Origin of the sequence: Polynucleobacter sp. AP-Latsch-80-C2, assembly GCF_018882185.1 — a bacterium.
In the GTDB taxonomy this organism is placed as follows: Bacteria; Pseudomonadota; Gammaproteobacteria; order Burkholderiales; family Burkholderiaceae; genus Polynucleobacter.
The window spans coordinates 1-23,167 of sequence record NZ_JACVOY010000018.1 but is presented as its reverse complement, the minus strand read 5'-3'; the positions used below and the strand labels follow the sequence as shown (position 1 = coordinate 23,167).

Genomic DNA, 23,167 nt, shown 5'->3' with positions numbered 1-23,167 from the left:
TAAGGTTAAGGCTGTCTGCGTGGCAATCGCGCTGGCATTGGCTGGCGGCTTCTTTTTATTCGATGCCAAGTTCTGGGGTGTTGTGATCATGGGTGGCTCTGTTGTGATCATGTTCTTCTTGCCTTGGTTGGATAACTCACCAGTGAAATCGATTCGCTATCGCCCGCAATTCCATAAATATATCTATGGAATATTTGTGGTGACTTTTGTGGTCTTGGGTTACTTAGGTATTCAGCCACCTTCACCAGTATTTGAAAAGATTTCTCAGGTATGCACTATTTACTACCTGGGCTTCTTTCTGGCAATGCCGTTCTGGAGCAAGCTTGGTAAATTTAAGCCTGTTCCAACTCGCGTTACTTTTAAGTCCCATTAATTCACGCCTGAGATATTGGTATAGAGAAATTAGGAACTAGTATGAAACGAATTCTGCAAACTTTGATGGGTGTCTGCCAAGCAACAGTTCTGGTTGCTGCTCTTGGTTTTGGTGTAAACGCCAACGCCAATGAAGGCGGCTTTCCTTTGGATAAAGCCCCAGATCGAGTCAGCAAAAATGCTTCTTTGCAAAACGGCGCAAAGATCTTTGTAAACTACTGTTTGAACTGCCATGCAGCTGCGAGTATGCGTTACAACCGTTTGCGTGATATTGGCTTGACTGATCAGCAAATCAAAGACAACCTCATTTTGACTGATGCCAAAGTGGGCGATTTGATGACTATCTCGATGACACCAAAAGAAGCTAAAGCTTGGTTTGGTAAGACTCCACCTGACTTATCAGTAGAGGCGCGTGCTCGTGGAGCGGATTGGCTTTATACCTACTTCCGTACTTTTTATAAAGATGACACGACACAAACTGGTTGGAATAATTTGGTTTACCCTAAAGTCGGTATGCCACACGTTCTCTGGCAGTTACAGGGTGAGCGTGCTGCGAAGTTTGAAGAGCGCAAAGATCCGCATGACCCAAGCAGAACTGAAGAAGTCTTTGTTGGGTTTGAGCAGTTAACTCCTGGCACTATGAAGCCACAAGAGTATGACGACAACATTGCTGACTTAGTTGCCTTCATGTCTTGGATGGCTGAGCCAGTTCAGCTGGAGCGTAAACGCCTTGGTGTTGTAGTGCTCTTGTTCTTGGCAATCTTCACACTCTTAGCATGGCGTTTGAATAAAGCCTATTGGAAAGACATTCACTAATTTGTAGTCTGGGCTTCAGGATTGACGCCCTTTAGTGAAAGATATTAAGCCGCTGTTTGTTGTGCGTTTGTTGTATTGAAGTAGAAATTTAAGGAAATAAATTTATGATGGTGTTGTACTCGGGTACTAACTGCCCATTCTCGCAACGCTGCCGTTTGGTGCTTTTCGAAAAAGGCATGGATTTTGAAATTCGTGATGTTGACTTGTTTAACAAGCCTGAAGACATCTCGGTTATGAACCCTTATGGCCAAGTGCCAATCTTGGTTGAGCGCGATCTTATTTTGTATGAATCAAACATCATCAATGAATATATTGATGAGCGTTTTCCTCATCCACAATTAATGCCGCCTGATCCGGTTGCACGCGCACGCGCACGCCTCTTCCTCTTTAATTTCGAGAAAGAATTATTTGTGCATGTTGCAGCATTGGAAAATGAAAAAGGCAAAGCAGCAGAAAAGACTCATGAAAAAGCGCGTTTAGCTATTCGTGATCGCTTAACTCAGCTAGCGCCTATCTTTGTTAAGAATAAGTACATGTTGGGCGATGAGTTCTCAATGTTAGACGTAGCAATTGCGCCATTGTTATGGCGTCTTGAGCACTACGGCATTGATCTCTCACGTAATGCCGCTGCTCTTTTGAAGTATGCAGAGCGTATTTTCAGCAGACCTGCTTATATCGAAGCGTTAACACCTTCAGAGAAGGTAATGCGCCGCTAAGCAACTCATGCGGTCCAATCAGTTCAGCATGTCTGACGTTCCAAGCAATAAACCTTACCTAATCCGTGCCCTACATCAGTGGTGCACGGATTTCGGTTTTACACCCTTCATTGCGGTGTTTGTGGATGCTAGGGTTGAAGTCCCTATGGAGTTTGTTAAGAACGATGAGATCGTTTTAAACCTCTCGCTAGAGGCTTGTCATCAGCTACAGCTAGAAAACGACTGGATTAGCTTTCAGGCGCGATTTGGCGGTATTCCTAGGAAGATCATGGTACCTGTCAGTCATGTGCTGGCGATCTATGCCCGGGAAAATGGTCAGGGGATGTCATTTCCCTTTGATGCTGCGCAGGCTCGGGATTTACACATTGCAGACTCTGGTGATAAGGCGCCTGAAAAGCCGGCAACCACCAGACCGTCCTTGAAGATTGTGAAATAGGCTAAAATATTGTCATTGCCCCTTTAGCTCATCTGGTAGAGCAACTGATTTGTAATCAGTAGGTGGTCTGTTCGAGTCGGACAAGGGGCACCAATAAACATAAGGCTCACTGCTTAATTGCTAGTGAGCCTTTTTTATTGTTTGTCGACAAAGTGTCAACGCAAACTTATAAGTTAACCAATGGGTTCAGTAATTTCACGGCCTCAAGGTGCGTTGGCGCAAGATGGGCATAGCGCATGGTCATTTGAAGACTTTGATGGCCAAGTATTTTTTGTAAAGTTAAGATATTTCCGCCGCCCTGCATGAAGCTGCTGGCGAAGGTGTGACGCAAGACGTGAGTTAATTGGCCATCTGGCAAAACGATCCCAGCTCTTTCAATCCCGGATTTAAATGCCCCCATTGAAGATCCAAAATATCGACCATTCTCTTTGACTTCATGGCTTTGAATCTCTTCTTGCAATTCACTTGAGATGGGAATGGCTCTCATTTTTTTATTCTTAGTGTTAATAAATTCGATGACTCCCTTCTTAATATTTGAGGGACGTAGATTTTCTCCTTCAGACCATCTGGAGCCGGTGGAGAGGCAGATTTTCCCGATTAAATACACATCACTATTTCTTTCAGCAGACTGAAGCTCCGAAAGTAATTTCCTTAGTTCATTGGCCTCGAGATATCCAAGTTCCTTATCGGCAATTTTGAATTGCCTGATTGCGCCTACTGGATTAGCTTTCTTCCATAAGTTGAGGCGAATGAGTTCATTAAATACAGCGCGCAAGTAAGAATGTTCACGGTTGAATGAGTTTAGGCTAAGTCCTCCCTCAATTCGCTCACTTCGGTACTTGGTAAACATTTGGGGTATCAATTGATCCGCTATGGGATCTTTTAATGCCGCGACCATATTCGTTAGTCTGGCATACGTGTCTTTTGCGTTACTTAAAATTTTGCCGTGAGCGTCGTACCAAATTTTGACAATCTCTGAAAGTTTTCTAATGTCCCTTTTTTCTGGTGTCCAACCCTTATTTTTAATTACCGAATTTCGTGTGAATGCTTCCCAGTTCTTAGCTTCGGCTAAATTGGTAAAAATCTTCCTAAAGCGCTTCCCACCACGGCCATCAGGCTGAATATCTACTTGCCATCCACCTTCAGTCTTCTTAATCATTCATGAAGGCAGCACCTTCAACTACAAAAGCAATTTTTTCTTCTTGGCGGGCAATTAAATCTAAATTCAGATCATCATTGGGACCCAGGTTCGCCTTTATGAAATCTTCATAAGAACTTTCATCCTTGGGATCAAAATATCTTTTAAATAAAAGATAGTTAATTTCAGAGGTTGACCAGAGTTCCGGCTCTTTTTTCAGGATATTACTCAGTACAAGCCCTTTTAGGTTTAGTAATTTTTTGCTTTCGCGGGCATTCATTCCATCTGACATTAATCGAAAAAGAGCTGGATTTATATTTTGGCCGCCAAATAAGCTGCGGGCAACAATTTCAACTTCTGCATTAGTCCAGTCAACAGGCTCTTTGCATACTATCTCCTCCAGGGCATCTTCCTTTCGAAATTCCTCAGTCGGGCTCAGGTGCTCCATCGTCTCATCGGGTGTTGCGCCAGTAGCGATCCAAAATGCATAGCTTGGAATAAACCTACAGGTAAATTCAATCATTTCAGATGTTGCTCTTTGATGGCCGTAGTAGACGTGTTTCCAAGAGCTAGCTTTAATACCGCTAGTTTGCTCGAGCTCCAAAAAGAAGATGGTCGACTTAGATTTAATTTCTTCTCTCAGCGCCTTAAATAACCGTTCTTCGATTGCCATAATTTTTCTTAAATTTGATGAGATTCAATTATCTCATAATATTTCTATTATAGAAAATAATAATTAATTAGAAATTAGTTGACTAATGTGTTTATATACAGTATTTTTCTATATATGAAAAATAACGACATAGAGAACTTATTTATTGTTACTGCTGAAAAGTATGCTGAACTTGTAGGTTTGCCTATAGGTGTTGTACGAGGTCAATTAGATCGGCGTCAGCTACCTGTCTACAAGGTTGGCAAAAGGCGCTTCATTAATTTGATTCTGTTGAGGTTGGACGTTGCGGGCGGACCCAAATAAGGAAATATGTGCACTATTACAAACTGAATATTGGTGATTGGGGTCTTGCAACAGGGCATTTAAGGGTTGATGAAGAGGGTATTTGCCTGAGGTTGATAAATTACTTTATTAGTAATGAGGGCCCAATTCCAGCCAATACGACCCAAGTCTTTAGAAAATTACGCTTAACGGACGTGGCAGAGCTAGCCACAGCAATCTTGGAGGAATTTTTTATTAGAAATGAAAATGGCGATTGGCCCCATCCATCTTCAGTCGAGTTAATACGCGAATACCAGGATAAAGCCGATACGAGTAGAGAAAATGGAAAAAAAGGAGGTCGGCCAAGAACACCTAAACCGTCTGAAGTGCATCAAACCCAGAATAACCCAGCAGGTTATCAATCTGAACCCACCGGTAACCCAGGCATAACCTTAACCACTAACCAAGAACTAATAACCACTAACCATCAACCAATAACCAATAACAATAAACAAACAGAAATAACCGAAACATTGTTTTTAGATGTGGAAAAGGTATTGCCAAGGCGGCAGGGCGTTACAGCAGACTCTATGAAGCTAGCGTGGAATCAAGCTATTAGCGCTGGAAATAGTCCAGAGCAGATGCTAGCTGGCGCCAAACGTTATGCGAATTTTGTTCAGATATTGCGGACGGAGGATAAGTACATACTCTCTCCTGGCGGATTTTTTGGCCCAGATCAAAAGTATCTCTTGGAATGGGGAACTAATAAAACGCTACCACTTGGCACTGATGAGCAAATAGAGCACGCATACCGTATCGAGCTCGGTGCAGATCCGAGCAAATCATCCTGTCGTTCACATCGGGAAATGAGGGTGCTTATAGAAGATCGTCGAGAAAAAAATAAAAGGGAAATAAGAATTCATTAAGACTTCAAATCATCCGGCCCATCAATAAAGTCCAGACACTCTTGAGTTACTTGCTGTTTTGCCAGACGTTTGAGTTGAAGGTAGTGGGGGTGCTTCAATAATCTAGAGGCGGCTTCTTGGCCTATTGCAGTCATTCAAAAGGGAGAATTTTAGGGTTTCGACTGTCTCAGTCCGGCCATTAAGAGACGCCTCTTTAATTTGCGGTATCTCGTCTCAGTTTGGTTACAAACGCGTAGCGATCCGCTAGATGTGTTGTTACAGTTATCTCAAATACCTCATTTGCTGTATCCATATAACTACGAATAATCTTTAGAGCAGGCTCGCCTTCTATTGCGTTGAGTTTTTTTGCTTGATACTTGGATAGAAGAATCGGAATGATCTCTTGTTTAATTTCCGAGATAGCCTTCCCATAACGCTCTTCAATGATGTTGCTGATCAATTGGTCTGGGTTCTTTTGGGCGATTTTCTCTACATCGTTAAATTTACTGTCGATGTAAATTTCTGTGATGCCCATTGGTAACTCGTGTCCCGCGTTGTTATAGCGCAAGCTTGTTAACTTGAGCCATTCTTTGCCAATGCTACATCCGAGTTCTTCCGCTAATTTCTTGGTGCAGATAATCTTTTCGCTAGCCTGGATCTTACGAGCATGAGTTGCTCCAAATGCGGTGAGATCTTCAATGGAGCCAACGGTTTGTTTATAGGCACTCGTAGTGGTAGCTGATTCAACCCTAGTTCCCGACTTCTTCTTTCTAGATACAAGCCCCATGGCCTGTAATTCAGCGATAGCTGCCCTGACGGTATAGCGGCTAGCAGAATGGGCTTCTGCTAACTCCAGCTCTGTAGGCAAATGTCCCCCAACAGGAATCTTCCCAGAGGTGATCTCGGCCTTTAAATCCTTTGCCAGCTTTAGGTATAGAGGGGTTCTCATAAATTTCTTGACATTATGTACGGACATGATACACAATTATTATGTCCGTACATAATAAAAAGATTAAAAGGTTGCATATGAGCGTTAGTAATAGTTTTTCAGCAAGCACAGTCATTGATTCCATCCTTTTTAGGGATGCGTTTGGTACTGCAGCCATGCGGGAAATTTTTTCAGACAAAGCATTAATTCAGCGTTACATCGACATTGAAATTGCATTAGCGGTGGCGGAGGCAAAGTGTGGAGTTATTCCAAAAGAGGCGGCAGACGAGATCAGCAAAAAATCCACAATCGATTTAATTGATTTTGATTTACTTAGAAATGAAACCGATATCGTTGGATATCCAATCCTTCCTTTGGTACATCAATTAGTTAAGATGTGTGGTGAAGCAGGTAAGTTCGTTCATTGGGGTGCAACGACCCAAGACATCATGGATACCGCTGTAGTGATGCAAGTGCGTTCTGGTCTTAAGATTGTTAAAAACGATGTCAATGAATTGCGCAAAATCCTGGCATCAATGTCAGAAAAGTATCGCAATACACCAATGGCAGGGCGCACTCATTTACAACAAGCCTTGCCGGTAACCTTTGGCTATAAATCTGCAATTTGGTTGGCTATGATGGATCGTCATGCAGAGCGTCTACAGCAGCTAGAGCCGCGTGTATTCGTAGGTGAGTTTGCTGGCGCTGCAGGTACTATTGCTTCACTAGGCGAAAAAGGCTTGATTGTTCAAGAAGCATTGATGAAAGAGCTCAATTTGGGTGTGCCAATCACTACATGGCATGTAGCTCGAGATGGATTGGCTGAAACCATTAATTTCCTAGCATTGGTGACCGGTTCTCTTGGCAAGATTGCTTACGACATCATGTTGATGGCTTCCACTGAATTTGCAGAGGTTTACGAGCCATTTGTTAAAGGCCGCGGTGCTAGTAGCACCATGCCACAAAAACGCAATCCAATTAGTAGCGAGCTCATGTTGGCTGCCTCAAAGGGCGTTCGTCAACATTCAGGCTTGATGCTAGATGCGATGATCCAAGACTTTGAAAGAGCAACTGGCCCATGGCATGCGGAATGGATGGCTATACCGGAAAGTTTTGTATTAACTGCGGGAGCTTTGCATCAAGCAAAGTTCATGCTTTCTGGTTTGATCGTAGATGAGAAAAAGATGCTTGAGAATCTCAACCTCACAAAGGGTCTCATTGTTGCCGAAGCGGTGATGATGGGTATGGCGCCATTCATCGGTCGTCAAGAGGCTCATGATGTGGTCTACGATGCTTGCCGTGAGGTGAATGAAAAGGGCGGCACTTTATCTGAGGCCCTTCAGAAGATTCCAGAGGTCACCAAAAACTTCACCAAAGAGAGGATTGAGGAACTAACCAATCCGATCAATTACCTTGGCATGGCTCCGCAAATGGTGGATAAAGCCGTTGCCCACTCCCGTTCATTGCAGTTTTAATTAGATTAAAAAGAGATCACCATGTTTAAAAAAATTTCAGCGCTCACTCTTGTATTGATTTCAACTTTTGTAATAGCCCAATCTAATTACCCAAATAGACCAATTACCTGGGTTGTGCCCTTTGCTGCCGGTGGACCCACAGACGCTTTGGCAAGAAGTATTGCTGATGTAACTAGCCGACAGATAGGTCAATCGATCATTATCGATAACTCGCCAGGCGCCGGCGGAACGATTGGAGCTACCAAAGTAGCTAGGGCCAATCCAGATGGCTATACATTTTTGGTTGGGCATATGGGTTATATGGGTGCTGCACCAGCTTTGTATAAAAAGTTGAACTACGACCCAGTGGCTGATTTTGAAGCGGTATTTAGATTTCCTGACACTCCGTTAGTATTAATGGTTCGCAATGATCACCCAGCAAAGAATGTCAAAGAGCTATACGACTACGCGAAGAAAAACCCAGATCAAGTGTTTATGGGTAATGCAGGTTTGGGCTCAAGCTCACACTTAATAGCGGCCTTGGTTGCTAATGCCGCCGGAGCAGATGTTAAGCATGTTCCATACAAAGGGGCGGGTCCAGCACTAATTGATGTGGTGGGCGGTCAGATTGACGGAATGTACGATCAAACTAATACAGCCTTTCCGCAAATTACAGAAAAACGTGTTCGCGCATTAGCAGTGACGTCTAAAACACGTTTGCCACAACTTAAAGATGTGCCAACCCTTAATGAAACTATTCTGCCTGGCTTTGAAGCGAGTACTTGGTATGGTATCTATGCCCCTAAAGGAACTCCAAAAATTGCGGTTGAGAAAATGCAAAACGCATTCCTAAAGGCTATGAAAGATAAAGCGTATACCGATAAATTGCAGGCCCAAGCAATTCAATTGCTTCCAGAGCAGCAATATCTAGGTTCTTCATTGGCTAAGCATACTGAGGCTGAAGTTGCGCGCTGGAAAGCGGTAGCGGCTAAATCTAATATCGCAATGGATTAATGCGGGATATGTATTTAAGGGCTATTCTTTAGTTATGAGAAAGATTGCCCAAGAAGACTTAGTTACTAGCATTGAGGATGCGCTTCAGTTTATTAGCTACACGCATCCGATTGATTATGTAAAGGCCCTAAGGAGGGCTCATGAGTTAGAGGTAAATCCTGCTGCCAAGTCTGCAATGCTGCAGTTGCTCGTAAATAGTCGAATGAGTGTTTTAGGGCATCGACCAATATGTCAAGATACTGGAACTGCCCAGATATTTATAAAGCTTGGCGTCGAGGTTCAGTTTTATCGCCGTGATGGAAAATCACTGCAGTCTTTGCAGGCTTTAATCAATGAGGCCACGAGGAATGCTTATACAAATCCAGAAAACCCCTTGCGGGCTACGACAATTGCCGATCCATTGGGCGCAAGATCAAATACAAAAGACAACACTCCTGGCCAGTTATTTTGCGAAATGACCGAAGGCAATCTTTTGGAGATATTGGTTGTTGCCAAAGGTGGCGGTGGGGATGTTAAGGCTAGATTTGCAACATTAAATCCCAGCGATAGCGTTGCTGATTGGGTAATCGATCAATTACCAGGCATGGGTGCTGGATGGTGTCCGCCCGGAGTTCTAGGTGTTGGTATTGGCGCTAGTCCTGAGCAGGCCACTTTACTTGCTAAGCAATCGCTATTTACGCCAATTGATATTGATCTCTTACGCGCCAAAGGCGCACAGAATGCAGAAGAGCAATTACGCTTAGAGCTTTTTGATCGTATTAATGGATTGCAGATTGGTGCCCAGGGTCTTGGCGGTCTTGCTACAGTTTTAGATGTAAAGGTTTCTGCCTTGCCATGCCATGCGGCAACGATTCCAGTTGCAATCGTTCCTAACTGTGCCGCCACTCGATATGTACGCTTTAACTTAGATGGACTTGGGCCTACAAAATTTGAACGACCCCCCATAAGCACATGGGATGGAATCCCAGATGAGTTTCATTTGGAGGCGGCTACCAAGGTAAATGTAGACGCTCTAGATAAAAAAGATATTCAAGAGTGGAAAGTGGGGCAGACATTATTGCTGTCTGGAAAAATATTAACCGCTAGGGATGCTGCTCATAAGCGCCTGGTTGATTTATTGGGACAAGGCAAAGACTTGCCGGTATCCCTTAAAGGACGGTTTATATATTACGTGGGGCCAGTAGATGCAATCAAGGGAGAGGCAGTCGGTCCGGCTGGCCCAACGACAGCAACGCGTATGGATAAATTTGTAGAAATTCTTCTTTCTCAAACTGGTTTGCTTGGGATGATTGGTAAGGCAGAGCGTGGACCAGATGCGATAGCAGCTATCAAGCAACATCAATCTATCTATTTGGCAGCCGTTGGTGGCGCTGCTTATATGCTTTCAAAAGCAATTACACATTCAGAGGTCATTGCATTTGAGGATCTGGGGATGGAGGCAATCCATGAGTTTGAGCTTAAAGACTTTCCGGTGATAGTGGCGGTTGATCCATCGGGAAAAACGATTCATAAGGCATTTGCTTTAGAGCCATTGAAATAACTCTCAACTATTCAGTAAATTAAATTTAACAATCTAAGCGCTATAAGTCCGCTACGGGTCGGACTCTGCCAGCGGCGGTTAAGTAGGGCGAGTGACCGCTCTACACCCTATAGCTACCTTCCGAGTAATATAGTCAAACAGACTCTAGTGACAGTTGTAAACCAGCCACCTTATTGCAGGATAGAAGTTCTCAATAGCTGCTTATTTTTTGGGAACGGCCGACGTAGGACCCTTGCTCTATAAGGGGCCTAATCTTCAAATTAATTCCCAAAAAAGCCCGCAGAGCCATATAGAATATGACTTGCATACCCAGATTGTGATTCTGGTTGTCGCGGGTTCGAGCCCCGTCGTTCGCCCCATATAGCATAAGGACTTCCTGTCCGTTACTGTCAAAATCAACAGCTTTTAGTGTGAAATTTGGGAATTTCTTGTCGTTTCTTCCCCCTAAATCACTGATTCTTGATCCCTGAAATTGGTGAGAGTATATCCCCGCAAAGCCCCGTTCTATATGGGTTACTGGTTTTAAGATCCCCAAAAACTACCGCAGGCCCATCTGTCTTTTTGATGTTCCATATAGGATGTTCATCTGGTTGTCGCGGGTTTGTGCCTCATCGATTAATCTATATGGAATATAGCTCTGCTGTCTACTGCCGTGTTTTATGAGGCTGAAAAAAATTCCCAAATTGGGAACAACTCTTCTAAAGAGATTCTATTTACCGCCGTTAATCTGTCATAAATTTAAGTAGAAGTAATGGGGTTTAAGTGGCTGTTATTAGATGATCTGCGGACACTCAAAATAGAGTATTTTTAGGTGTTTGACCGTCAGAGAACGGTCAAATTCGGACAGAGTACTAACTCTTAAGCAATTTGGATCTTTTTAAAACAAAAATAAGGGAGGCAAAGCCTCCCTTATTAATGCAAAGTTATTGCCGTATAAACTAAAACAGGTCTGCGTTCATAACCTTAGTCCAAGCAGCAACAAAGTCATTCACAAACTTCTCCTTGTTGTCATCTTGCGCATAGACTTCTACGTAGGCGCGCAGGATAGAGTTAGAGCCAAACACCAGATCGACTCGAGTAGCAGTCCATTTCTTGTCGCCTGTATTGCGCTCAACAATGTCGTAGCTATTTCTGCTGGTAGGTTTCCACTGGTAATTCATATCAGTTAGGTTGACAAAAAAGTCATTGCTTAATACACCTTCTCTTCCTGTGAATACCCCGTGTTTCGTTCCGCCATAGTTTGTGCCAATTACACGCATGCCTCCTACCAGCGCAGTCATCTCTTGGGCGGTGAGTCCCATTAACTGCGTACGGTCTAAAAGCATTTCTTCTGGCATCACAACATAGTTTTCTTTTAACCAATTGCGATAGCCGTCTGCGAGTGGTTCAAGAACTTCAAATGACTCTACATCTGTCATTTCCTGGGTAGCATCACCACGGCCAGGAGTAAATGGTAACTTGACGTCAAATCCTCCAGCTTTGGCGGCCTGTTCAATGCCGATATTGCCACCCAGTACGATGGTGTCAGCAATGCTGATGTCGGATTCTGTGGCAATTTTTTCATAGACCGACAGTACTTTTGCCAAACGCTCAGGCTCGTTTCCGGCCCAGTTTTTTTGAGGTGCCAAACGAATGCGTGCACCATTTGCGCCGCCGCGTTTATCTGAGCCGCGATAAGTGCGAGCGCTATCCCAAGCGGTGGTTACTAGATCGCTGATAGATAGACCGCTGGCTTTGATCTTGGTTTTCACGGCCTCAATGCCATAGTCTTTTGGGCCTACTGGCACAGGGTCTTGCCAGATTAAATCTTCCTGAGGTACATCTGGGCCGAAGTATCTCGCTTTAGGTCCCATGTCGCGATGGGTTAACTTAAACCAAGCCCTAGCAAACGTTTCGGAGAAATAAGCTTGATCCTTGTGGAACTTCTCTGAGATTTTGCGATATTCAGGATCCTCCTTCATTGCCATGTCTGCATCGGTCATCATTGGCATGCAGCGAATAGAGGCATCTTCAACATCGACAGGCTTATCTTCTTCTTTAATGTTGATAGGTTCATATTGCCAGGCACCCGCCGGACTCTTAGTCAGCTTCCATTCGTAATTCAATAACAAATGGAAGTAACCGTTATCCCACTGGGTTGGATGAGTTGTCCAGGCGCCTTCAATGCCGCTGGTGACTGTATCCCTGCCAATGCCACGAGTCTTATGATTCATCCAGCCAAGACCCTGCTCATCAATCGGAGCCCCTTCTGGCGCTGGCCCAATATTAGCCGCATTGCCGTTGCCGTGCGCTTTGCCAACGGTATGGCCGCCTGCAGTTAGGGCAACAGTCTCTTCGTCGTTCATGGCCATGCGAGCAAACGTTACTCGAATGTCATGAGCCGTTTTTAATGGATCAGGATTGCCATCTACGCCTTCTGGATTTACATAGATCAAGCCCATCATGACGGCGGCAAGAGGATTGGCTAAATCACGTTCTCCAGAGTAGCGACTTCCTTCACCACCACTTTTTTGGAGCCACTCTTTTTCAGAGCCCCAATAAATATCTTTTTCTGGGTGCCAAATATCTTCACGACCAAATGAAAAGCCAAATGTCTTGAGTCCCATGGATTCATAGGCAATAGTGCCAGCCAAGATCATCAGATCAGCCCAGCTAATTTTGTTGCCATACTTCTTTTTAATGGGCCATAAGAGGCGACGGGCTTTATCTAAGTTGGTGTTATCGGGCCACGAATTGATTGGGGCAAAGCGTTGATTGCCTGTGCCAGCGCCACCGCGACCATCGGCAATGCGATAGCTACCTGCAGAGTGCCAGGCCATGCGAATCATCAGACCACCATAGTGACCCCAGTCTGCTGGCCACCAATCTTGGTTATTGAGTAGCAGATCTTTCGTATCCTGCTTGAGTGCACTTACATCGAGCTTTTTTAATTCATCTCGATAGTTGAATGACGGACCCATTGGGTTTGTCTTTGCATCTTGCTGATGAAGAATATCGAGATTCAGTGATTTTGGCCACCATACCATAGGGGTGTTACTTGATTCGGTATTGGCGCCGTGAGCAACTGGGCACATTCCTTGTGATGTCATTTAGATCTCCTTGTAGGTAAATCATTTGTGGTTTTTCAACCTTGACCAGTTCAGACTAACTGATAAAGCAATTGTTTGTATGTATTGGGCTGACTTATCTATTCACTAGCCATAAATAGAATAAGGATATTCATGATCCGCCTCTAATCGGCCATGATCCACCTACCCAGATTACTTTGTTTGGCTACCTATGGGCTGTAAGTCTTCTGGTGGTCACACTAGTTGACTGTATTGCTATTGACTTAATATCAATCCAATATAAGCTCTCGTGACAAACGATTGGTTTTACTACCCCTTAGGAGGGTCTTATGTATCAAGCAAATGAAAAATTAGTTCAAGCCCATCATAAATCAATGGAATCAGTTCATGCTTTAAGTCAACTCGCTTTTGAGAATAATCAAAGTTTGGCTCAAATTCACTATGATGCAACTAAAGAAATGCTTGCAATGGTTCAAGAAAAATCAGCAGAAATTCTCAAGCTAAAAGACCCCAAAGAAATTATGACCATGTTTAGTGCTCATGCTCTTCAAGAGGCATCCGCTGGTGTTGTTGCATATCAAGCTAAAGTGAATTCAGTATTGCGTAAAAGCCATCATGAGTTAGTTGAAATGACTGATTCTGCAATTGAGCATGCTAAAGAGCGATTAAATGACTTGGTGGACGAAGCTTCTGCTAAAGCTCCCACGGGCTCTGAGGCATTTACAGCCTCTTTTAAGGCTGTATTTGAGGCTGCGCTCCAAGGCTTTGATCAAGTTCGCTCATCTGTACATACTGCTTATGCTAATTTAGAGAAGAGTGCGGATAGCGCATTAAATTCGAATGAACATGTTGTTCAGACAGCCACTAAAGCTCGCAAAGCAATTGCCGCTTCTTAATCTCAATATTGATGAATGAGATGGCCACCTTCGGGTGGTTTTTTGCTTTTGGGTGAACGACAGCAATGGGTCGATATTTGCCTACCGATTTGAAACATCTGAATGACCGTTAAGAAATCAATAGCAGTCATTTCAAGTTGTGACACAAGATTCTTTAGCTCCGCATTTAATATCGTATCCGTCAGGCCAGGGAAGGTGGTAATAACTTTTTTCTAAAATGCTAATCAATCTCTTCGCCAGCATTAAGTCCATCAGATGTATAAATTTTGGACCCAAAGATTTCTTACTGGAATTTTTTTAGATTAATACCAAGACACTTGTCACCCCAAATTCAATAGCATATGAATTAAGATATTTTTTGTAGGAGTTAACTTTTTATAAAGTTATTTCAATTTGTTAGGAATGTTTGACTATTAGTTTTATAGACAGACATTACGCACGTCGTCTTCGCCGCCTTGGAAATCTCCCGTAAAGCGTCAACCTCAACAGCTAAACACTTCTCCTGTCGTAATACAGCGTAGTACGTCCGATAAAGTTTTACTCAATTTCGTAATACATTCGTAATACGACTATTTATTCTTCAATTAAATCAATGGCCTAGTATGTATTACTTCGTATTACGTAAAAACTGAAAAATGTATGTTTTATCTCTCAAATCGCACATATTGCGCAGCCTTACATATTGATTGGTAGGCAACACATTTATCAACTTTAAGGAGCAAGTAATGGCGAAAACAAATATGAGTATTCGAATGGACGACTGGATTACCAAAGAATTAAGCGAGCTATCTAAAGTGCGAGGAATTGCTCCTAGCGCCCTAATTCGTGAATTTGTTATTTCGGGACTGGGTAAGCAAGATTCTATGGTTGAGCATTTTGATAGCGAGTCTGTGAGGGTAGATAAACAACTTAAGCTCATTACTGATACCGTGCTTGGTAGTTTGTATTACATGGTTGCCTACAGAAACCTAGATGCTGAATCAAACCCTTCCTCAGATAAAACTAAAGAAATTATTGATCTAGGAATGAAGATCTCTCAGGAGCTTTTAGAAATCCGAGCTTAACCGTGTTTATAAACTTAGATCATAGTAATCACAAAAAAAATTTAAGTGGCCCCGAATTATAATTTTCAATATTTTGAAAAGTGGGCTGTGATGATCAACCCAACACAGCCCGCCAAAAATCAAACCTCAGTCTGTTCGGCCATCTCCAAAGCATCATCCACTTCAATGCCTAGGTAACGAACTGTACTCTCTAACTTTGTATGCCCGAGGAGTAGCTGAATGGCTCGAAGATTTTTGGTTCTGCGATAAATCAAAGAAACCTTGGTGCGCCGCATCGTATGAATTCCATAATTTGCAGACTCCAAACCAATCGAGCTAACCCAGTTATGAACAATCCTGGCATATTGCCTGGTAGATAGGTGAGGGGACTCTTTAATTCGGCTGGAGAATAAATAATCTTCCAGGTGCAACCCATCAGAATGAATCCATTGCTCAACTGCTGTCCTTGTTAACTCAGTAATTTCAAATTGGACTGGACGATGGGTCTTTTGCTGCAAAATAGTTGTTCTAGATGAAACATGGTCTCCAGTAGAAATATCCCGCACTTTTAGCTTAACTAAGTCACAAGCTCTTAACTTGCTGTCGATGGCCAAATTAAATAAAGCTAAATCCCGCTTGTTGCCATTTAGTTGAAGTCGGACTCGAATGGCCCAAATATCTTTTAACTTAAGCGGTGCTTTCTGCCCTGTCAGTTTGCCTTTGTTCCAGGGTTCTTTATGCGCATTTGCAATAAGCTGTTCCATGACATTCTCCTTGTGTGAAAGGGAATACCACTTTGCGCTGAATTGAAAACGTCAGCAAGGACCGTAAAAATCCCGAAAGGAGTCAGTTGATTTAGTTGAACCCCGCTGGCAGATTCCGACCTAAAGCTGACACACAAAGAAAACCCCGCCGTAGCGCGTCTTAACTAAAATCCTATAACCTTCCTCATTAAAAGGCCAGTGCAGACTAATATGCGGCCATCTAATCTAGGATCCAGCAAAGTAGCGGCCATACTCATCTCTAAATACCCTACCAATTACAAAGATTTCTTTGCCATCATAATATTCGCGTATATCGAAGCAAGTGTGGGGTGCTTAACTGGTTTCTCCCTCTTCTTATATTGATAGCAGACACTCGATTTAGCATCAGGCACAATAAATCTCCTAGCCTCAGCACTACGAAACTACACAGCTGTTTGCATAACTTTTGAGTAGCTAAACCAGTGTAAAAAAGCCCTATTAATTAACCGCCCTGCAAGGGTCGTCATTTTCAGATAAATTAGAGAAAATTTATATCTGAGCAAACAAATAAACGATGCTTCCCGACATCCCTTTAAAGCGCCTTGACGGTCGCGAAGAAAACATTATGGACTATGCTGGCAAACTGCTGGTTGCAGTCAATGTGGCAAGCAAATGTGGATTCACCTCCCAATATCAAGAACTTCAATCTCTATATGAAGAGTTTCGTGGGAATGATTTTGAAATCCTAGCCTTTCCCTGCAATCAATTTGGCGGTCAGGAGCCAGGAAGCTCTGAACAGATCGGACAGTTTTGTAAAACAAACTATGGCGTCAGCTTTCCTATTTTTAAGAAAGTTGATGTGAACGGGTCTAACGCTCACCCTCTTTTTAACTATCTCAAAGCTGCAACTCCCGGGATACTGGGAACAGAAGTAATTAAGTGGAACTTTACTAAGTTTCTTATTGGTAGGGACGGCATCCCTGTAAATAGGTTTGCATCGGCCACTACACCGAAGAGCATGCGTACTGACATTCAAAAACTCCTCTAAAGCATGATAAGAAATAATTTATGAACGATGGCACCCCACTATCAGAAATAATTCGCAAAAGGATTAAAGTAAAGAAAGCTAGATTTCACGCAAATGACAATATTGCTGATTTCATTAAACCTGGTGAGCTAGATGGGCTTATCGACGAGGTTGCAGAAAAAATGCAATCCGTTTTAGAAAGTCTTGTTATCGACACTAAGAGTGACCATAACACTCAAAATACAAGTAGGCGGGTTGCCAAGATGTTTGTAAAGGAAGTATTTAATGGTCGTTACGTTGAGCAGCCAGCGCTAACCAAGTTTCCTAATGTCAGCCACTTAAATGAGTTGATGATAATTGGCCCAATTACCGTAAGAAGCGCCTGCTCTCATCACCTTTGCCCCATTATGGGTAGAGTTTGGATTGGCATTTTACCCAATAAAAACTCAGCTCTTATTGGGCTATCAAAATATTCACGACTTACCGAATGGGTAATGTGTCGACCTCAAATTCAGGAGGAAGCGGTAGTTGAGCTGGCCGATATGATTGAGAAGAAGGTCAAGCCGACGGGTGTTGCGATCGTGATGGATGCGGATCATTTCTGTATGCAGTGGCGTGGCGTTAAGGACCCAGACTCGAAGATGATCAATAGCGTGATGCGTGGCTCCTTCTTAAAGGACCCCAATTTGCGTCGAGAATTTTTATCATTGATTAAACCCAATTAATGAAATTACCCGAGAGCACCAAATGTCATCAACGGCCTGCATAGAATTAAAAGATCTCCGACTAAATACTCAAATTGGTACGTATGCTCCAGGGGATGCTATTCCTGATCAGCATTTACTTAATCTAACGCTTTGGATTAATCCAAAGCTCATCTTGATCTCAGAAGATTTTGAACTGACCTGATTTTTAGTACCACTCCAGAAGAGAGGATTTTTGATAATCTTCACCTTAAAGGAGTGCTAAATATGGCAAAAGGCCAACGTCTTAAACCCGAGCAAATCGTCACCTTATTGCGTCAAATCGATGTCCTGACAACGAACGGCAAAACCCTAGCCCAGGCCTGTAAAGAAGTGGGGACGGTAGAGCAAAGCTACTATCGTTGGCGCAAGATTTATGGCGGCATGAAGGTCGATCAAGCTCGTAAGTACAAAGATCTAGAACTGGAAAATACCCGACTCAAGAAGCTCGTAGCGGACTTATCGCTACGAGAAGTCATGCTTAAGGAAGTCATTAAGGGAAACTTCTAAGCCCTACTAGGCGTAAAAATGCAGCGCAGCTGCTCATGGACCAGCATTCTATCTCTGAGCGGACTGCCTGCAGTTTAGTGGGGCTATCTAGAGCAGCGTATCGCTATATGCCATTGCCTAGAGATGACGAAGAGCCGCTGAGAGCCGAAGTCATCCGCATGGCCAGCACCTATGGCCGTTACGGTTATAGATTTATTGCGGGCATGATGCGTAACGCTGGTTGGGGACAAGCGACTACCGCCAAGGTCGCTCGCATCTGGCGGCAAGAAGGCCTAAAGATCCCACAAAAGCAACCTCCTAGAGGCAGAGTCTGGTTTAACGATGGTAGCTGTATGAGGTTGCGAGCTACTCATACCAATCATGTTTGGAGTTATGACTTTGTCTTTATCAGGGACGCTTATGGTGGCAAGATCCGGATGCTCACCATGATTGATGAGTTCAGTAGAAAGTGTTTAATGATCCACTGCGCCAGAAGAATTGGCTCGATCCAAGTGATTGAGCAACTGGCTAACGCCATGATTGACAACGGTATTCCAGAGTACATCCGCAGTGATAACGTACTAAATGCAAGAACTTTTTCCAGCGATAGGCAAAGCCATACCGTAACTGCAATTTGCAGTTAAAAAATCAAACTTACTACTTGTCTATACCCAAACGGTCACTTCCACAAATAAATCAGGAGTCCCGATTAACCATAATGAACACAAGATCCGCCACTTCACGTTTTGGTCTTTACCCTACTTAAAACAATCTGAGGTCCCAGTGGAAGGTCCAAACATTATCTACGAGGTCCTTGCGGCCTCTACGGCCCTACAGAGAGGGATCGATCCACTGGGTAAAGCTTTTTCATAGTAACCTTGATACATCTGTTTTGACTTCACTAATCCATACACTACACGCGCCATCTTCGCTGCCACCGCAGTCCTTGCTTTACGTTGTAAATCCTTATCCTGCGGTGCGCCTTTAATATAGCGGCTATATTTTTGCTGAAAACTATTTTCTGGTTGAGCGATAGCAGTGTTCACTGCCATCCATAACGCCAAACGTAAACGCGCATTACCTCGTTTAGAGATTTGTTCTTGACCACGGTAGTTGCCTGATTGATTTTTGGCTAGATCAAACCCGCAATACTTCAAGAACTGACGATGATGGCTAAAGCGACGTAGATCCCCGCCTTCCGCCAGAATCGTTAGGGCATTAATCGGGCCAATCCCCGGCACACTTTGCAAGATGGCAGAATCCGGGTTATCGGCCAATACTGCTTGAGCTGTCTCTTCTAATTGCTTGCGACAAGCATTGATCTCTTGATAGCGTCTCAGTTGTATTTGAAAGGTTTTGCAAGCCAAGGAATCTGCCTCAACAGGTAGTCCAATGCTATGCAAGGCGGTCTCATAGAGCTCAATAAGCTTAGCCGCTTTATTAACCTTGCGGCCAATGACAGGGCTGGCAATCTGGCAAAACGCTTCTTGAGAGTGCTTCGTTACTGCGCTAGGGATGGGGAAGTGCAAAAGATAATTAATCCACCAGTCTGCGCGAGTACTGTTCCACCATTTACCCATCTCCGGAAAATACAAAGGCAGGTAATGAGTGAGGATGGAATGCTGCAGGCGCGTGCGACTCAAGGTCACTTGATAGTAGGTTTTAGATAACTCTTGGAGATCATGATGCCCTGCAATTAATGGGTCAACATAACGTTGAATAATCCCTTGCTTAAGCAGCTCTAAAAGCACTGCAGCATCCTTGGGGTCATTTTTATCCCAGGAGTTGAACATCACCTCTCTGTACCGGGCGCTCGCTACCGAGGAAATAAAACAGACTTCAAACCCCGCCGCTACCAAGCGATGCCCTAATGCGCGGTGGTAATTGCCGGTTGCCTCAAACCCAATAATGCAAGGCGGCGGTAAGCTCTTTAGAAAAGCAATAAAACGATCATGATCGGCAGCAGAATTAGCCATCCGAAAATGCTGCCTTTTACCCGCCTTGGTCTCGCTTAACACGGCATTAAAGTCCTTGGCAATATCGATTGCAATCCACGCCCCAAAGGGTTTATTGTTTAAGTGGTCAGCCATAGCAATACTCCTTATTGATGATCTCGCAATCACCAGCATGGCTTAAATTGCTGCGGCTGACTACCATTCTGCATGTACTATGGGCCAGAGTTTATTGCTAAAGAGCTGCGTAGTTGGTTATCTGGTGTAGGAGTAAAGACAGCCTACATTGAACCGGGCAGCCCTTGGGAGAATGGCTTTTGTGAAAGCTTCAATGGAACCCTTAGAGATGAGCTTCTTAATGGGGAGATCTTTTATAGCTTAAAAGAAGCCCAGATCATCGTGGGGGAGTGGGTCAAGCACTACAACCATGTCAGGCCGCATAGCGCTTTAGGTTACAGGCCACCAGCACCCCAAACCCAAGTACCCCAACTATTACAGAATCAACCTATGATGCTGCAATGATTTACTATAAAAAAACTCTCTTTGGTCGTGGACCTAAATTGACAACAGTTCACCCCTTGGTCCTTTGGCGGCTTGTATTAAATAAGCAGACTTAAGCGCGGAGAGCACTATTTCCATACGACTTAGAGAAAGGTGCTGACGTTTAGCGATGTCAATTGCTCTAACCGGAACGCCAAAGCGTGAATAGGCGGTGATATCAATTAAGGTATTGATAGTTTGCTCAAGCGACCTATTGATGTACTTCAGCATGACACTTTCCTTTTATTAACGACACGGTAGAAATGACTTAAGGACCTTAAATACGGGTCGGGAGACAATTTAATTCTGAACCTATTAGGGTTATTACGTATAAAACTACTAATAGAGGGGTTTTTGCTGCCCTGCAATCTAGGCACTTAAAGCGCATACTAATTAAGTAGTAACCCTAGTATTTTTAACCAAAGGAGCTTTAAATGAGACAGTTCAAACAGTTTCTGAGTAATTTGGTCATAGTTTTAGTCGAGGCTCGCAAGGCTTACTTGAGGCGCCATATGAATCATCTTTTAGGCTCATAAGTTACGTTTAACCAAAAATCACATGAAATTAACCGTTTTTCGTTACAAAGTCTGGGATCCCCAGGATGACAATGAAGCACAGATGCCTCCTTACTACGCTATCCGGGAATATATCGAAAACTTAGAAGGAGCTTCTGTGATCGAAGATGACTTTTTGGAGGTTGATGAGTCCGACCTTGATGTTTATGGAAGAATTTCCACCATATAAATTGCATGAAAAGGAAACGCACAATGCCAATATTTCGAACCGCTTTATCGTTAGCTTTTTTGTTAGTAGTAGCCAACCCATCTTTTGCTCAGGCAATTTCTAAGGATTATCAAAAAAATTGCATAAGTGAACAAGTGGCTGAGCATAAAGATCTTAAGGGTAAGACCCTTACTGAAGAAGACTTCACGGCTTACTGTGGATGTCAAGCTGAATTCGTCGCTAAAAATGCCTCTAATCGACAAGTGAATGAATTAATAATGAATCCAAAAATAAAACCTGAGTGGCTCAAGGCCATGGAGTTAAAGGGAATGAAGGCTTGCGTTATGGTTGACCCCAAAATGAATACGTAATCCTTAATACTGACTTAGTAAGCGTCGCTTTAATCGACGCTTGACCAGCGCAAGAAAAGCTACGCGAGTTGTCCCATTAAAGTGCGCCTCTTGATAGGACTACTGCTTTATCCTGCATAACCATAATTGAACCTATCCCAGAGGTGGAGCTAATTACTGCCAGAACTTCTAGAGAACTGGCGAGGGTTCGCCTTATTGGCTGCGTTAAAACGGCTAATAAGGGTATACCAATACAAAACCATAATGCAGTCGTATTTAAGCGTAATTATCCCCATCTGCATCTCCTTTTGATTAAGCGCTAGTTTAAGGTCATTACACCTATTGGCATTAAGCATGAAAGCAAAAGAGTGCTTCGAAAACATATTAATCTCATCTGACCTAAAATGTTCCAGAGCACAAAATAAAAAGCAAATCAATAAATGAGAAAAACGAGTCATAACCTGTTGGCTAGTGTTATTTGGATTGGCAACTCCTTCACCATTTTTGGTTGCCTCACTCTTGCATTAGGGTTGGCAGGATTTTTTAATCTAGATCTTCTCGCTTACGGTTTGTCATCAGGCATCAGAATTGTAGGTTCGCTTGCGATTGCCGGGTGTCTGCTTAGTGCAGTTAGTTATGGTATTCAAGATTTCAGCAAAAAATAGCTCTAAAAACTATAGGAGAATTAAATGTTTAAACGATCTGATTTTTTTATTATTTTGGCAGTGATGATTTCATTTGTAATATCGGCGTATCTATGGTTTGTTCAAAAGGATGCTCAACAGGCCATCTTCACAGCAATTTGGATTCCGGCAATCTTCACTTTCGGAATTTACTTTAAATTATGCGCATTGATGGGGGCTAAAAAATGAACTCAGATCAAATTCTCATTCCGGCGATGTTGGTTTTTGGCCTGCTGATTGTTGGTCTTGTATTAACTGTTCTGGAATTCAAGCGCCTTAATAAAGAGGATGACAAGTAAGCTAGTTATAAAATTGTTGGTCTTTCGGTATAAGTTTCGAGCTCTAGAGATAATTACCAGACTCAATACCCTCTTACTATGCTGCTCTTAAATACATTCAAGAACTAGAAGGACACTCTGTAGTTGAAGATGATGATTTAGAGGTAGATCAGTCAGACCTTAATGTTTATAGAGGGATATCTTCCCAATGATTGGCCACATCCTCAGTTCCATAAACATTTTTTACATTGTTGCGTATTTCAGGCCAGCGTGACCACCCATTTCAGGCAAATGACCGGTCATTTCATAATGAGCGTGACCGCCTGTTTCAGATTCAGCGTGACCGCTTTTGTGCTTTCCTCTGAAATGCATTTTGCCT

The 23,167-nt window shown here is 43.2% G+C and carries 26 protein-coding genes, 1 tRNA gene and 2 pseudogenes; 21 read left to right on the top strand and 8 right to left on the bottom strand.

Features of this window, described 5'->3' with window-relative positions; genetic code table 11:
- From ICN47_RS12460 to ICN47_RS12440, 5 genes and pseudogenes are all read left to right on the top strand, one after another.
- A pseudogene (locus ICN47_RS12460) lies at window positions 1-373 on the top strand (cytochrome bc complex cytochrome b subunit); the annotation flags it as partial.
- A 41-nt stretch (window positions 374-414) separates the two neighbouring features.
- A complete protein-coding gene (locus ICN47_RS12455) occupies window positions 415-1,188 on the top strand; it encodes a cytochrome c1 (RefSeq protein WP_216220233.1) in 774 nt (257 codons plus the stop codon).
- Between the two features lie 104 nt (window positions 1,189-1,292).
- On the top strand, window positions 1,293-1,904 hold the full coding sequence (locus tag ICN47_RS12450) for a glutathione S-transferase N-terminal domain-containing protein (RefSeq protein ID WP_028819209.1): 612 nt from the start codon (window positions 1,293-1,295) through the stop codon (window positions 1,902-1,904).
- A gap of 28 nt (window positions 1,905-1,932) precedes the next feature.
- Window positions 1,933-2,340, top strand: coding sequence for a ClpXP protease specificity-enhancing factor (locus ICN47_RS12445; RefSeq protein ID WP_216220232.1), 408 nt, complete (start codon window positions 1,933-1,935; stop codon window positions 2,338-2,340).
- 17 nt (window positions 2,341-2,357) lie between these two features.
- Window positions 2,358-2,433 (top strand) — tRNA-Thr (locus ICN47_RS12440).
- A 73-nt stretch (window positions 2,434-2,506) separates the two neighbouring features.
- Here the strand turns inward: ICN47_RS12440 and ICN47_RS12435 are convergent.
- Window positions 2,507-3,499: a tyrosine-type recombinase/integrase gene (locus ICN47_RS12435; protein WP_216220231.1), complete on the bottom strand. Its 993-nt coding sequence runs from the start codon at window positions 3,497-3,499 to the stop codon at window positions 2,507-2,509.
- Window positions 3,492-4,001: a hypothetical protein gene (locus tag ICN47_RS12430; protein WP_216220230.1), complete on the bottom strand. Its 510-nt coding sequence runs from the start codon at window positions 3,999-4,001 to the stop codon at window positions 3,492-3,494. The genes ICN47_RS12435 and ICN47_RS12430 overlap by 8 nt, the downstream gene beginning before the upstream one ends.
- A gap of 264 nt (window positions 4,002-4,265) precedes the next feature.
- Here ICN47_RS12430 and ICN47_RS12425 point away from each other — a divergent pair, with 264 nt between their 5' ends.
- Both ICN47_RS12425 and ICN47_RS12420 read left to right on the top strand, forming a co-directional pair.
- The gene (locus ICN47_RS12425) at window positions 4,266-4,454 is read left to right on the top strand and encodes a hypothetical protein (RefSeq protein ID WP_216120655.1); all 189 of its coding nucleotides are present in this window, start codon (window positions 4,266-4,268) and stop codon (window positions 4,452-4,454) included.
- 8 nt (window positions 4,455-4,462) lie between these two features.
- A complete protein-coding gene (locus tag ICN47_RS12420) occupies window positions 4,463-5,338 on the top strand; it encodes a DUF1376 domain-containing protein (RefSeq protein ID WP_216220229.1) in 876 nt (291 codons plus the stop codon).
- On the opposite strand, the gene ICN47_RS12415 is transcribed toward ICN47_RS12420, so the two are convergent.
- Both ICN47_RS12415 and ICN47_RS12410 read right to left on the bottom strand, forming a co-directional pair.
- On the bottom strand, window positions 5,335-5,472 hold the full coding sequence (locus ICN47_RS12415) for a hypothetical protein (protein ID WP_216220228.1): 138 nt from the start codon (window positions 5,470-5,472) through the stop codon (window positions 5,335-5,337). The genes ICN47_RS12420 and ICN47_RS12415 overlap by 4 nt on opposite strands.
- A 59-nt stretch (window positions 5,473-5,531) precedes the next feature.
- A complete protein-coding gene (locus tag ICN47_RS12410) occupies window positions 5,532-6,293 on the bottom strand; it encodes a GntR family transcriptional regulator (RefSeq protein WP_216220227.1) in 762 nt (253 codons plus the stop codon).
- A gap of 50 nt (window positions 6,294-6,343) precedes the next feature.
- On the opposite strand from ICN47_RS12410, the gene ICN47_RS12405 reads away from it, so the two are divergent.
- The 3 genes from ICN47_RS12405 to ICN47_RS12395 are packed head-to-tail and all read left to right on the top strand — an operon-like array spanning window position 6,344 to window position 10,253.
- Window positions 6,344-7,720, top strand: a complete 1,377-nt coding sequence (locus ICN47_RS12405; RefSeq protein WP_216220226.1) for an adenylosuccinate lyase family protein — start codon at window positions 6,344-6,346, stop codon at window positions 7,718-7,720.
- A 21-nt stretch (window positions 7,721-7,741) separates the two neighbouring features.
- A complete protein-coding gene (locus ICN47_RS12400; RefSeq protein ID WP_216220225.1) occupies window positions 7,742-8,713 on the top strand; it encodes a tripartite tricarboxylate transporter substrate-binding protein in 972 nt (323 codons plus the stop codon).
- A 34-nt stretch (window positions 8,714-8,747) separates the two neighbouring features.
- Window positions 8,748-10,253 (top strand): fumarate hydratase, encoded by a 1,506-nt coding sequence (locus ICN47_RS12395; protein ID WP_216220224.1) that lies wholly within the window; start codon window positions 8,748-8,750, stop codon window positions 10,251-10,253.
- Between the two features lie 938 nt (window positions 10,254-11,191).
- Here the strand turns inward: ICN47_RS12395 and katG are convergent.
- Window positions 11,192-13,342, bottom strand: a complete 2,151-nt coding sequence (gene katG / locus ICN47_RS12390) for a catalase/peroxidase HPI (protein WP_216220223.1) — start codon at window positions 13,340-13,342, stop codon at window positions 11,192-11,194.
- A 308-nt stretch (window positions 13,343-13,650) separates the two neighbouring features.
- On the opposite strand from katG, the gene ICN47_RS12385 reads away from it, so the two are divergent.
- Together ICN47_RS12385 and ICN47_RS12380 are read left to right on the top strand one after the other, a co-directional pair.
- Entirely contained in the window at window positions 13,651-14,217 is a 567-nt protein-coding gene (locus tag ICN47_RS12385; RefSeq protein ID WP_216220222.1) for a phasin family protein, read from the top strand.
- Window positions 14,218-14,942: 725 nt separating this feature from the next.
- The gene (locus ICN47_RS12380) at window positions 14,943-15,281 is read left to right on the top strand and encodes a hypothetical protein (RefSeq protein WP_216120637.1); all 339 of its coding nucleotides are present in this window, start codon (window positions 14,943-14,945) and stop codon (window positions 15,279-15,281) included.
- Window positions 15,282-15,400: 119 nt separating this feature from the next.
- Here ICN47_RS12380 and ICN47_RS12375 read toward each other — a convergent pair whose 3' ends face one another.
- Entirely contained in the window at window positions 15,401-16,024 is a 624-nt protein-coding gene (locus ICN47_RS12375; RefSeq protein WP_216220221.1) for a tyrosine-type recombinase/integrase, read from the bottom strand.
- A 553-nt stretch (window positions 16,025-16,577) separates the two neighbouring features.
- Between ICN47_RS12375 and ICN47_RS12370 the strand changes: the two genes are divergently transcribed.
- From ICN47_RS12370 to ICN47_RS12350, 5 genes are all read left to right on the top strand, one after another.
- Window positions 16,578-17,051: a glutathione peroxidase gene (locus tag ICN47_RS12370; protein WP_216220220.1), complete on the top strand. Its 474-nt coding sequence runs from the start codon at window positions 16,578-16,580 to the stop codon at window positions 17,049-17,051.
- Between the two features lie 20 nt (window positions 17,052-17,071).
- Complete coding sequence (folE, locus tag ICN47_RS12365) at window positions 17,072-17,755, top strand: GTP cyclohydrolase I (RefSeq protein WP_072584048.1); 684 nt, start codon at window positions 17,072-17,074, stop codon at window positions 17,753-17,755.
- Window positions 17,756-17,777: 22 nt separating this feature from the next.
- Window positions 17,778-17,939, top strand: a complete 162-nt coding sequence (locus ICN47_RS12360) for a hypothetical protein (protein WP_216220219.1) — start codon at window positions 17,778-17,780, stop codon at window positions 17,937-17,939.
- 62 nt (window positions 17,940-18,001) lie between these two features.
- Window positions 18,002-18,283, top strand: a complete 282-nt coding sequence (locus ICN47_RS12355; protein WP_028819441.1) for a transposase — start codon at window positions 18,002-18,004, stop codon at window positions 18,281-18,283.
- 35 nt (window positions 18,284-18,318) lie between these two features.
- The gene (locus ICN47_RS12350) at window positions 18,319-18,906 is read left to right on the top strand and encodes a DDE-type integrase/transposase/recombinase (protein ID WP_216220218.1); all 588 of its coding nucleotides are present in this window, start codon (window positions 18,319-18,321) and stop codon (window positions 18,904-18,906) included.
- A 159-nt stretch (window positions 18,907-19,065) separates the two neighbouring features.
- Here ICN47_RS12350 and ICN47_RS12345 read toward each other — a convergent pair whose 3' ends face one another.
- Window positions 19,066-20,352, bottom strand: coding sequence for an IS110 family transposase (locus ICN47_RS12345; protein ID WP_216220217.1), 1,287 nt, complete (start codon window positions 20,350-20,352; stop codon window positions 19,066-19,068).
- A gap of 81 nt (window positions 20,353-20,433) precedes the next feature.
- On the opposite strand from ICN47_RS12345, the pseudogene ICN47_RS12340 reads away from it, so the two are divergent.
- A pseudogene (locus tag ICN47_RS12340) lies at window positions 20,434-20,736 on the top strand (integrase core domain-containing protein); the annotation flags it as partial.
- Between the two features lie 33 nt (window positions 20,737-20,769).
- Here ICN47_RS12340 and ICN47_RS12335 read toward each other — a convergent pair.
- Window positions 20,770-20,985: an Rrf2 family transcriptional regulator gene (locus ICN47_RS12335; RefSeq protein ID WP_216220216.1), complete on the bottom strand. Its 216-nt coding sequence runs from the start codon at window positions 20,983-20,985 to the stop codon at window positions 20,770-20,772.
- A 327-nt stretch (window positions 20,986-21,312) separates the two neighbouring features.
- On the opposite strand from ICN47_RS12335, the gene ICN47_RS12330 reads away from it, so the two are divergent.
- The 3 genes from ICN47_RS12330 to ICN47_RS12320 all read left to right on the top strand — a co-directional run bounded on the left by ICN47_RS12330 (window position 21,313) and on the right by ICN47_RS12320 (window position 22,699).
- Window positions 21,313-21,498 (top strand): hypothetical protein, encoded by a 186-nt coding sequence (locus tag ICN47_RS12330; protein WP_072584037.1) that lies wholly within the window; start codon window positions 21,313-21,315, stop codon window positions 21,496-21,498.
- Window positions 21,499-21,503: 5 nt separating this feature from the next.
- Window positions 21,504-21,848 (top strand): hypothetical protein, encoded by a 345-nt coding sequence (locus ICN47_RS12325; RefSeq protein WP_216220215.1) that lies wholly within the window; start codon window positions 21,504-21,506, stop codon window positions 21,846-21,848.
- A 668-nt stretch (window positions 21,849-22,516) separates the two neighbouring features.
- The gene (locus ICN47_RS12320; protein WP_088527564.1) at window positions 22,517-22,699 is read left to right on the top strand and encodes a hypothetical protein; all 183 of its coding nucleotides are present in this window, start codon (window positions 22,517-22,519) and stop codon (window positions 22,697-22,699) included.
- Window positions 22,700-23,167: the final 468 nt, after the last annotated feature.

What these genes read in the sequence shown, in the direction of transcription:
- ICN47_RS12385 (WP_216220222.1), top strand. Translation starts at nt 13,651, where the DNA reads ATGTATCAAGCAAATGAAAAATTAGTTCAAGCCCATCATAAATCAATG.
- ICN47_RS12320 (WP_088527564.1), top strand. Translation starts at nt 22,517, where the DNA reads ATGTTTAAACGATCTGATTTTTTTATTATTTTGGCAGTGATGATTTCA.
- ICN47_RS12375 (WP_216220221.1), bottom strand. Translation starts at nt 16,024, where the DNA reads ATGGAACAGCTTATTGCAAATGCGCATAAAGAACCCTGGAACAAAGGC.
- ICN47_RS12335 (WP_216220216.1), bottom strand. Translation starts at nt 20,985, where the DNA reads ATGCTGAAGTACATCAATAGGTCGCTTGAGCAAACTATCAATACCTTA.
- ICN47_RS12355 (WP_028819441.1), top strand. Translation starts at nt 18,002, where the DNA reads ATGGCAAAAGGCCAACGTCTTAAACCCGAGCAAATCGTCACCTTATTG.
- ICN47_RS12360 (WP_216220219.1), top strand. Translation starts at nt 17,778, where the DNA reads ATGTCATCAACGGCCTGCATAGAATTAAAAGATCTCCGACTAAATACT.
- ICN47_RS12325 (WP_216220215.1), top strand. Translation starts at nt 21,504, where the DNA reads ATGAAAAGGAAACGCACAATGCCAATATTTCGAACCGCTTTATCGTTA.
- ICN47_RS12425 (WP_216120655.1), top strand. Translation starts at nt 4,266, where the DNA reads ATGAAAAATAACGACATAGAGAACTTATTTATTGTTACTGCTGAAAAG.
- ICN47_RS12345 (WP_216220217.1), bottom strand. Translation starts at nt 20,352, where the DNA reads ATGGCTGACCACTTAAACAATAAACCCTTTGGGGCGTGGATTGCAATC.
- ICN47_RS12410 (WP_216220227.1), bottom strand. Translation starts at nt 6,293, where the DNA reads ATGTCCGTACATAATGTCAAGAAATTTATGAGAACCCCTCTATACCTA.
- katG (WP_216220223.1), bottom strand. Translation starts at nt 13,342, where the DNA reads ATGACATCACAAGGAATGTGCCCAGTTGCTCACGGCGCCAATACCGAA.
- ICN47_RS12330 (WP_072584037.1), top strand. Translation starts at nt 21,313, where the DNA reads ATGAAATTAACCGTTTTTCGTTACAAAGTCTGGGATCCCCAGGATGAC.
- ICN47_RS12370 (WP_216220220.1), top strand. Translation starts at nt 16,578, where the DNA reads ATGCTTCCCGACATCCCTTTAAAGCGCCTTGACGGTCGCGAAGAAAAC.
- ICN47_RS12405 (WP_216220226.1), top strand. Translation starts at nt 6,344, where the DNA reads ATGAGCGTTAGTAATAGTTTTTCAGCAAGCACAGTCATTGATTCCATC.
- ICN47_RS12450 (WP_028819209.1), top strand. Translation starts at nt 1,293, where the DNA reads ATGATGGTGTTGTACTCGGGTACTAACTGCCCATTCTCGCAACGCTGC.
- ICN47_RS12350 (WP_216220218.1), top strand. Translation starts at nt 18,319, where the DNA reads ATGGACCAGCATTCTATCTCTGAGCGGACTGCCTGCAGTTTAGTGGGG.
- ICN47_RS12455 (WP_216220233.1), top strand. Translation starts at nt 415, where the DNA reads ATGAAACGAATTCTGCAAACTTTGATGGGTGTCTGCCAAGCAACAGTT.
- ICN47_RS12445 (WP_216220232.1), top strand. Translation starts at nt 1,933, where the DNA reads ATGTCTGACGTTCCAAGCAATAAACCTTACCTAATCCGTGCCCTACAT.
- ICN47_RS12400 (WP_216220225.1), top strand. Translation starts at nt 7,742, where the DNA reads ATGTTTAAAAAAATTTCAGCGCTCACTCTTGTATTGATTTCAACTTTT.
- ICN47_RS12435 (WP_216220231.1), bottom strand. Translation starts at nt 3,499, where the DNA reads ATGATTAAGAAGACTGAAGGTGGATGGCAAGTAGATATTCAGCCTGAT.
- ICN47_RS12415 (WP_216220228.1), bottom strand. Translation starts at nt 5,472, where the DNA reads ATGACTGCAATAGGCCAAGAAGCCGCCTCTAGATTATTGAAGCACCCC.
- folE (WP_072584048.1), top strand. Translation starts at nt 17,072, where the DNA reads ATGAACGATGGCACCCCACTATCAGAAATAATTCGCAAAAGGATTAAA.
- ICN47_RS12380 (WP_216120637.1), top strand. Translation starts at nt 14,943, where the DNA reads ATGGCGAAAACAAATATGAGTATTCGAATGGACGACTGGATTACCAAA.
- ICN47_RS12430 (WP_216220230.1), bottom strand. Translation starts at nt 4,001, where the DNA reads ATGATTGAATTTACCTGTAGGTTTATTCCAAGCTATGCATTTTGGATC.
- ICN47_RS12395 (WP_216220224.1), top strand. Translation starts at nt 8,748, where the DNA reads ATGAGAAAGATTGCCCAAGAAGACTTAGTTACTAGCATTGAGGATGCG.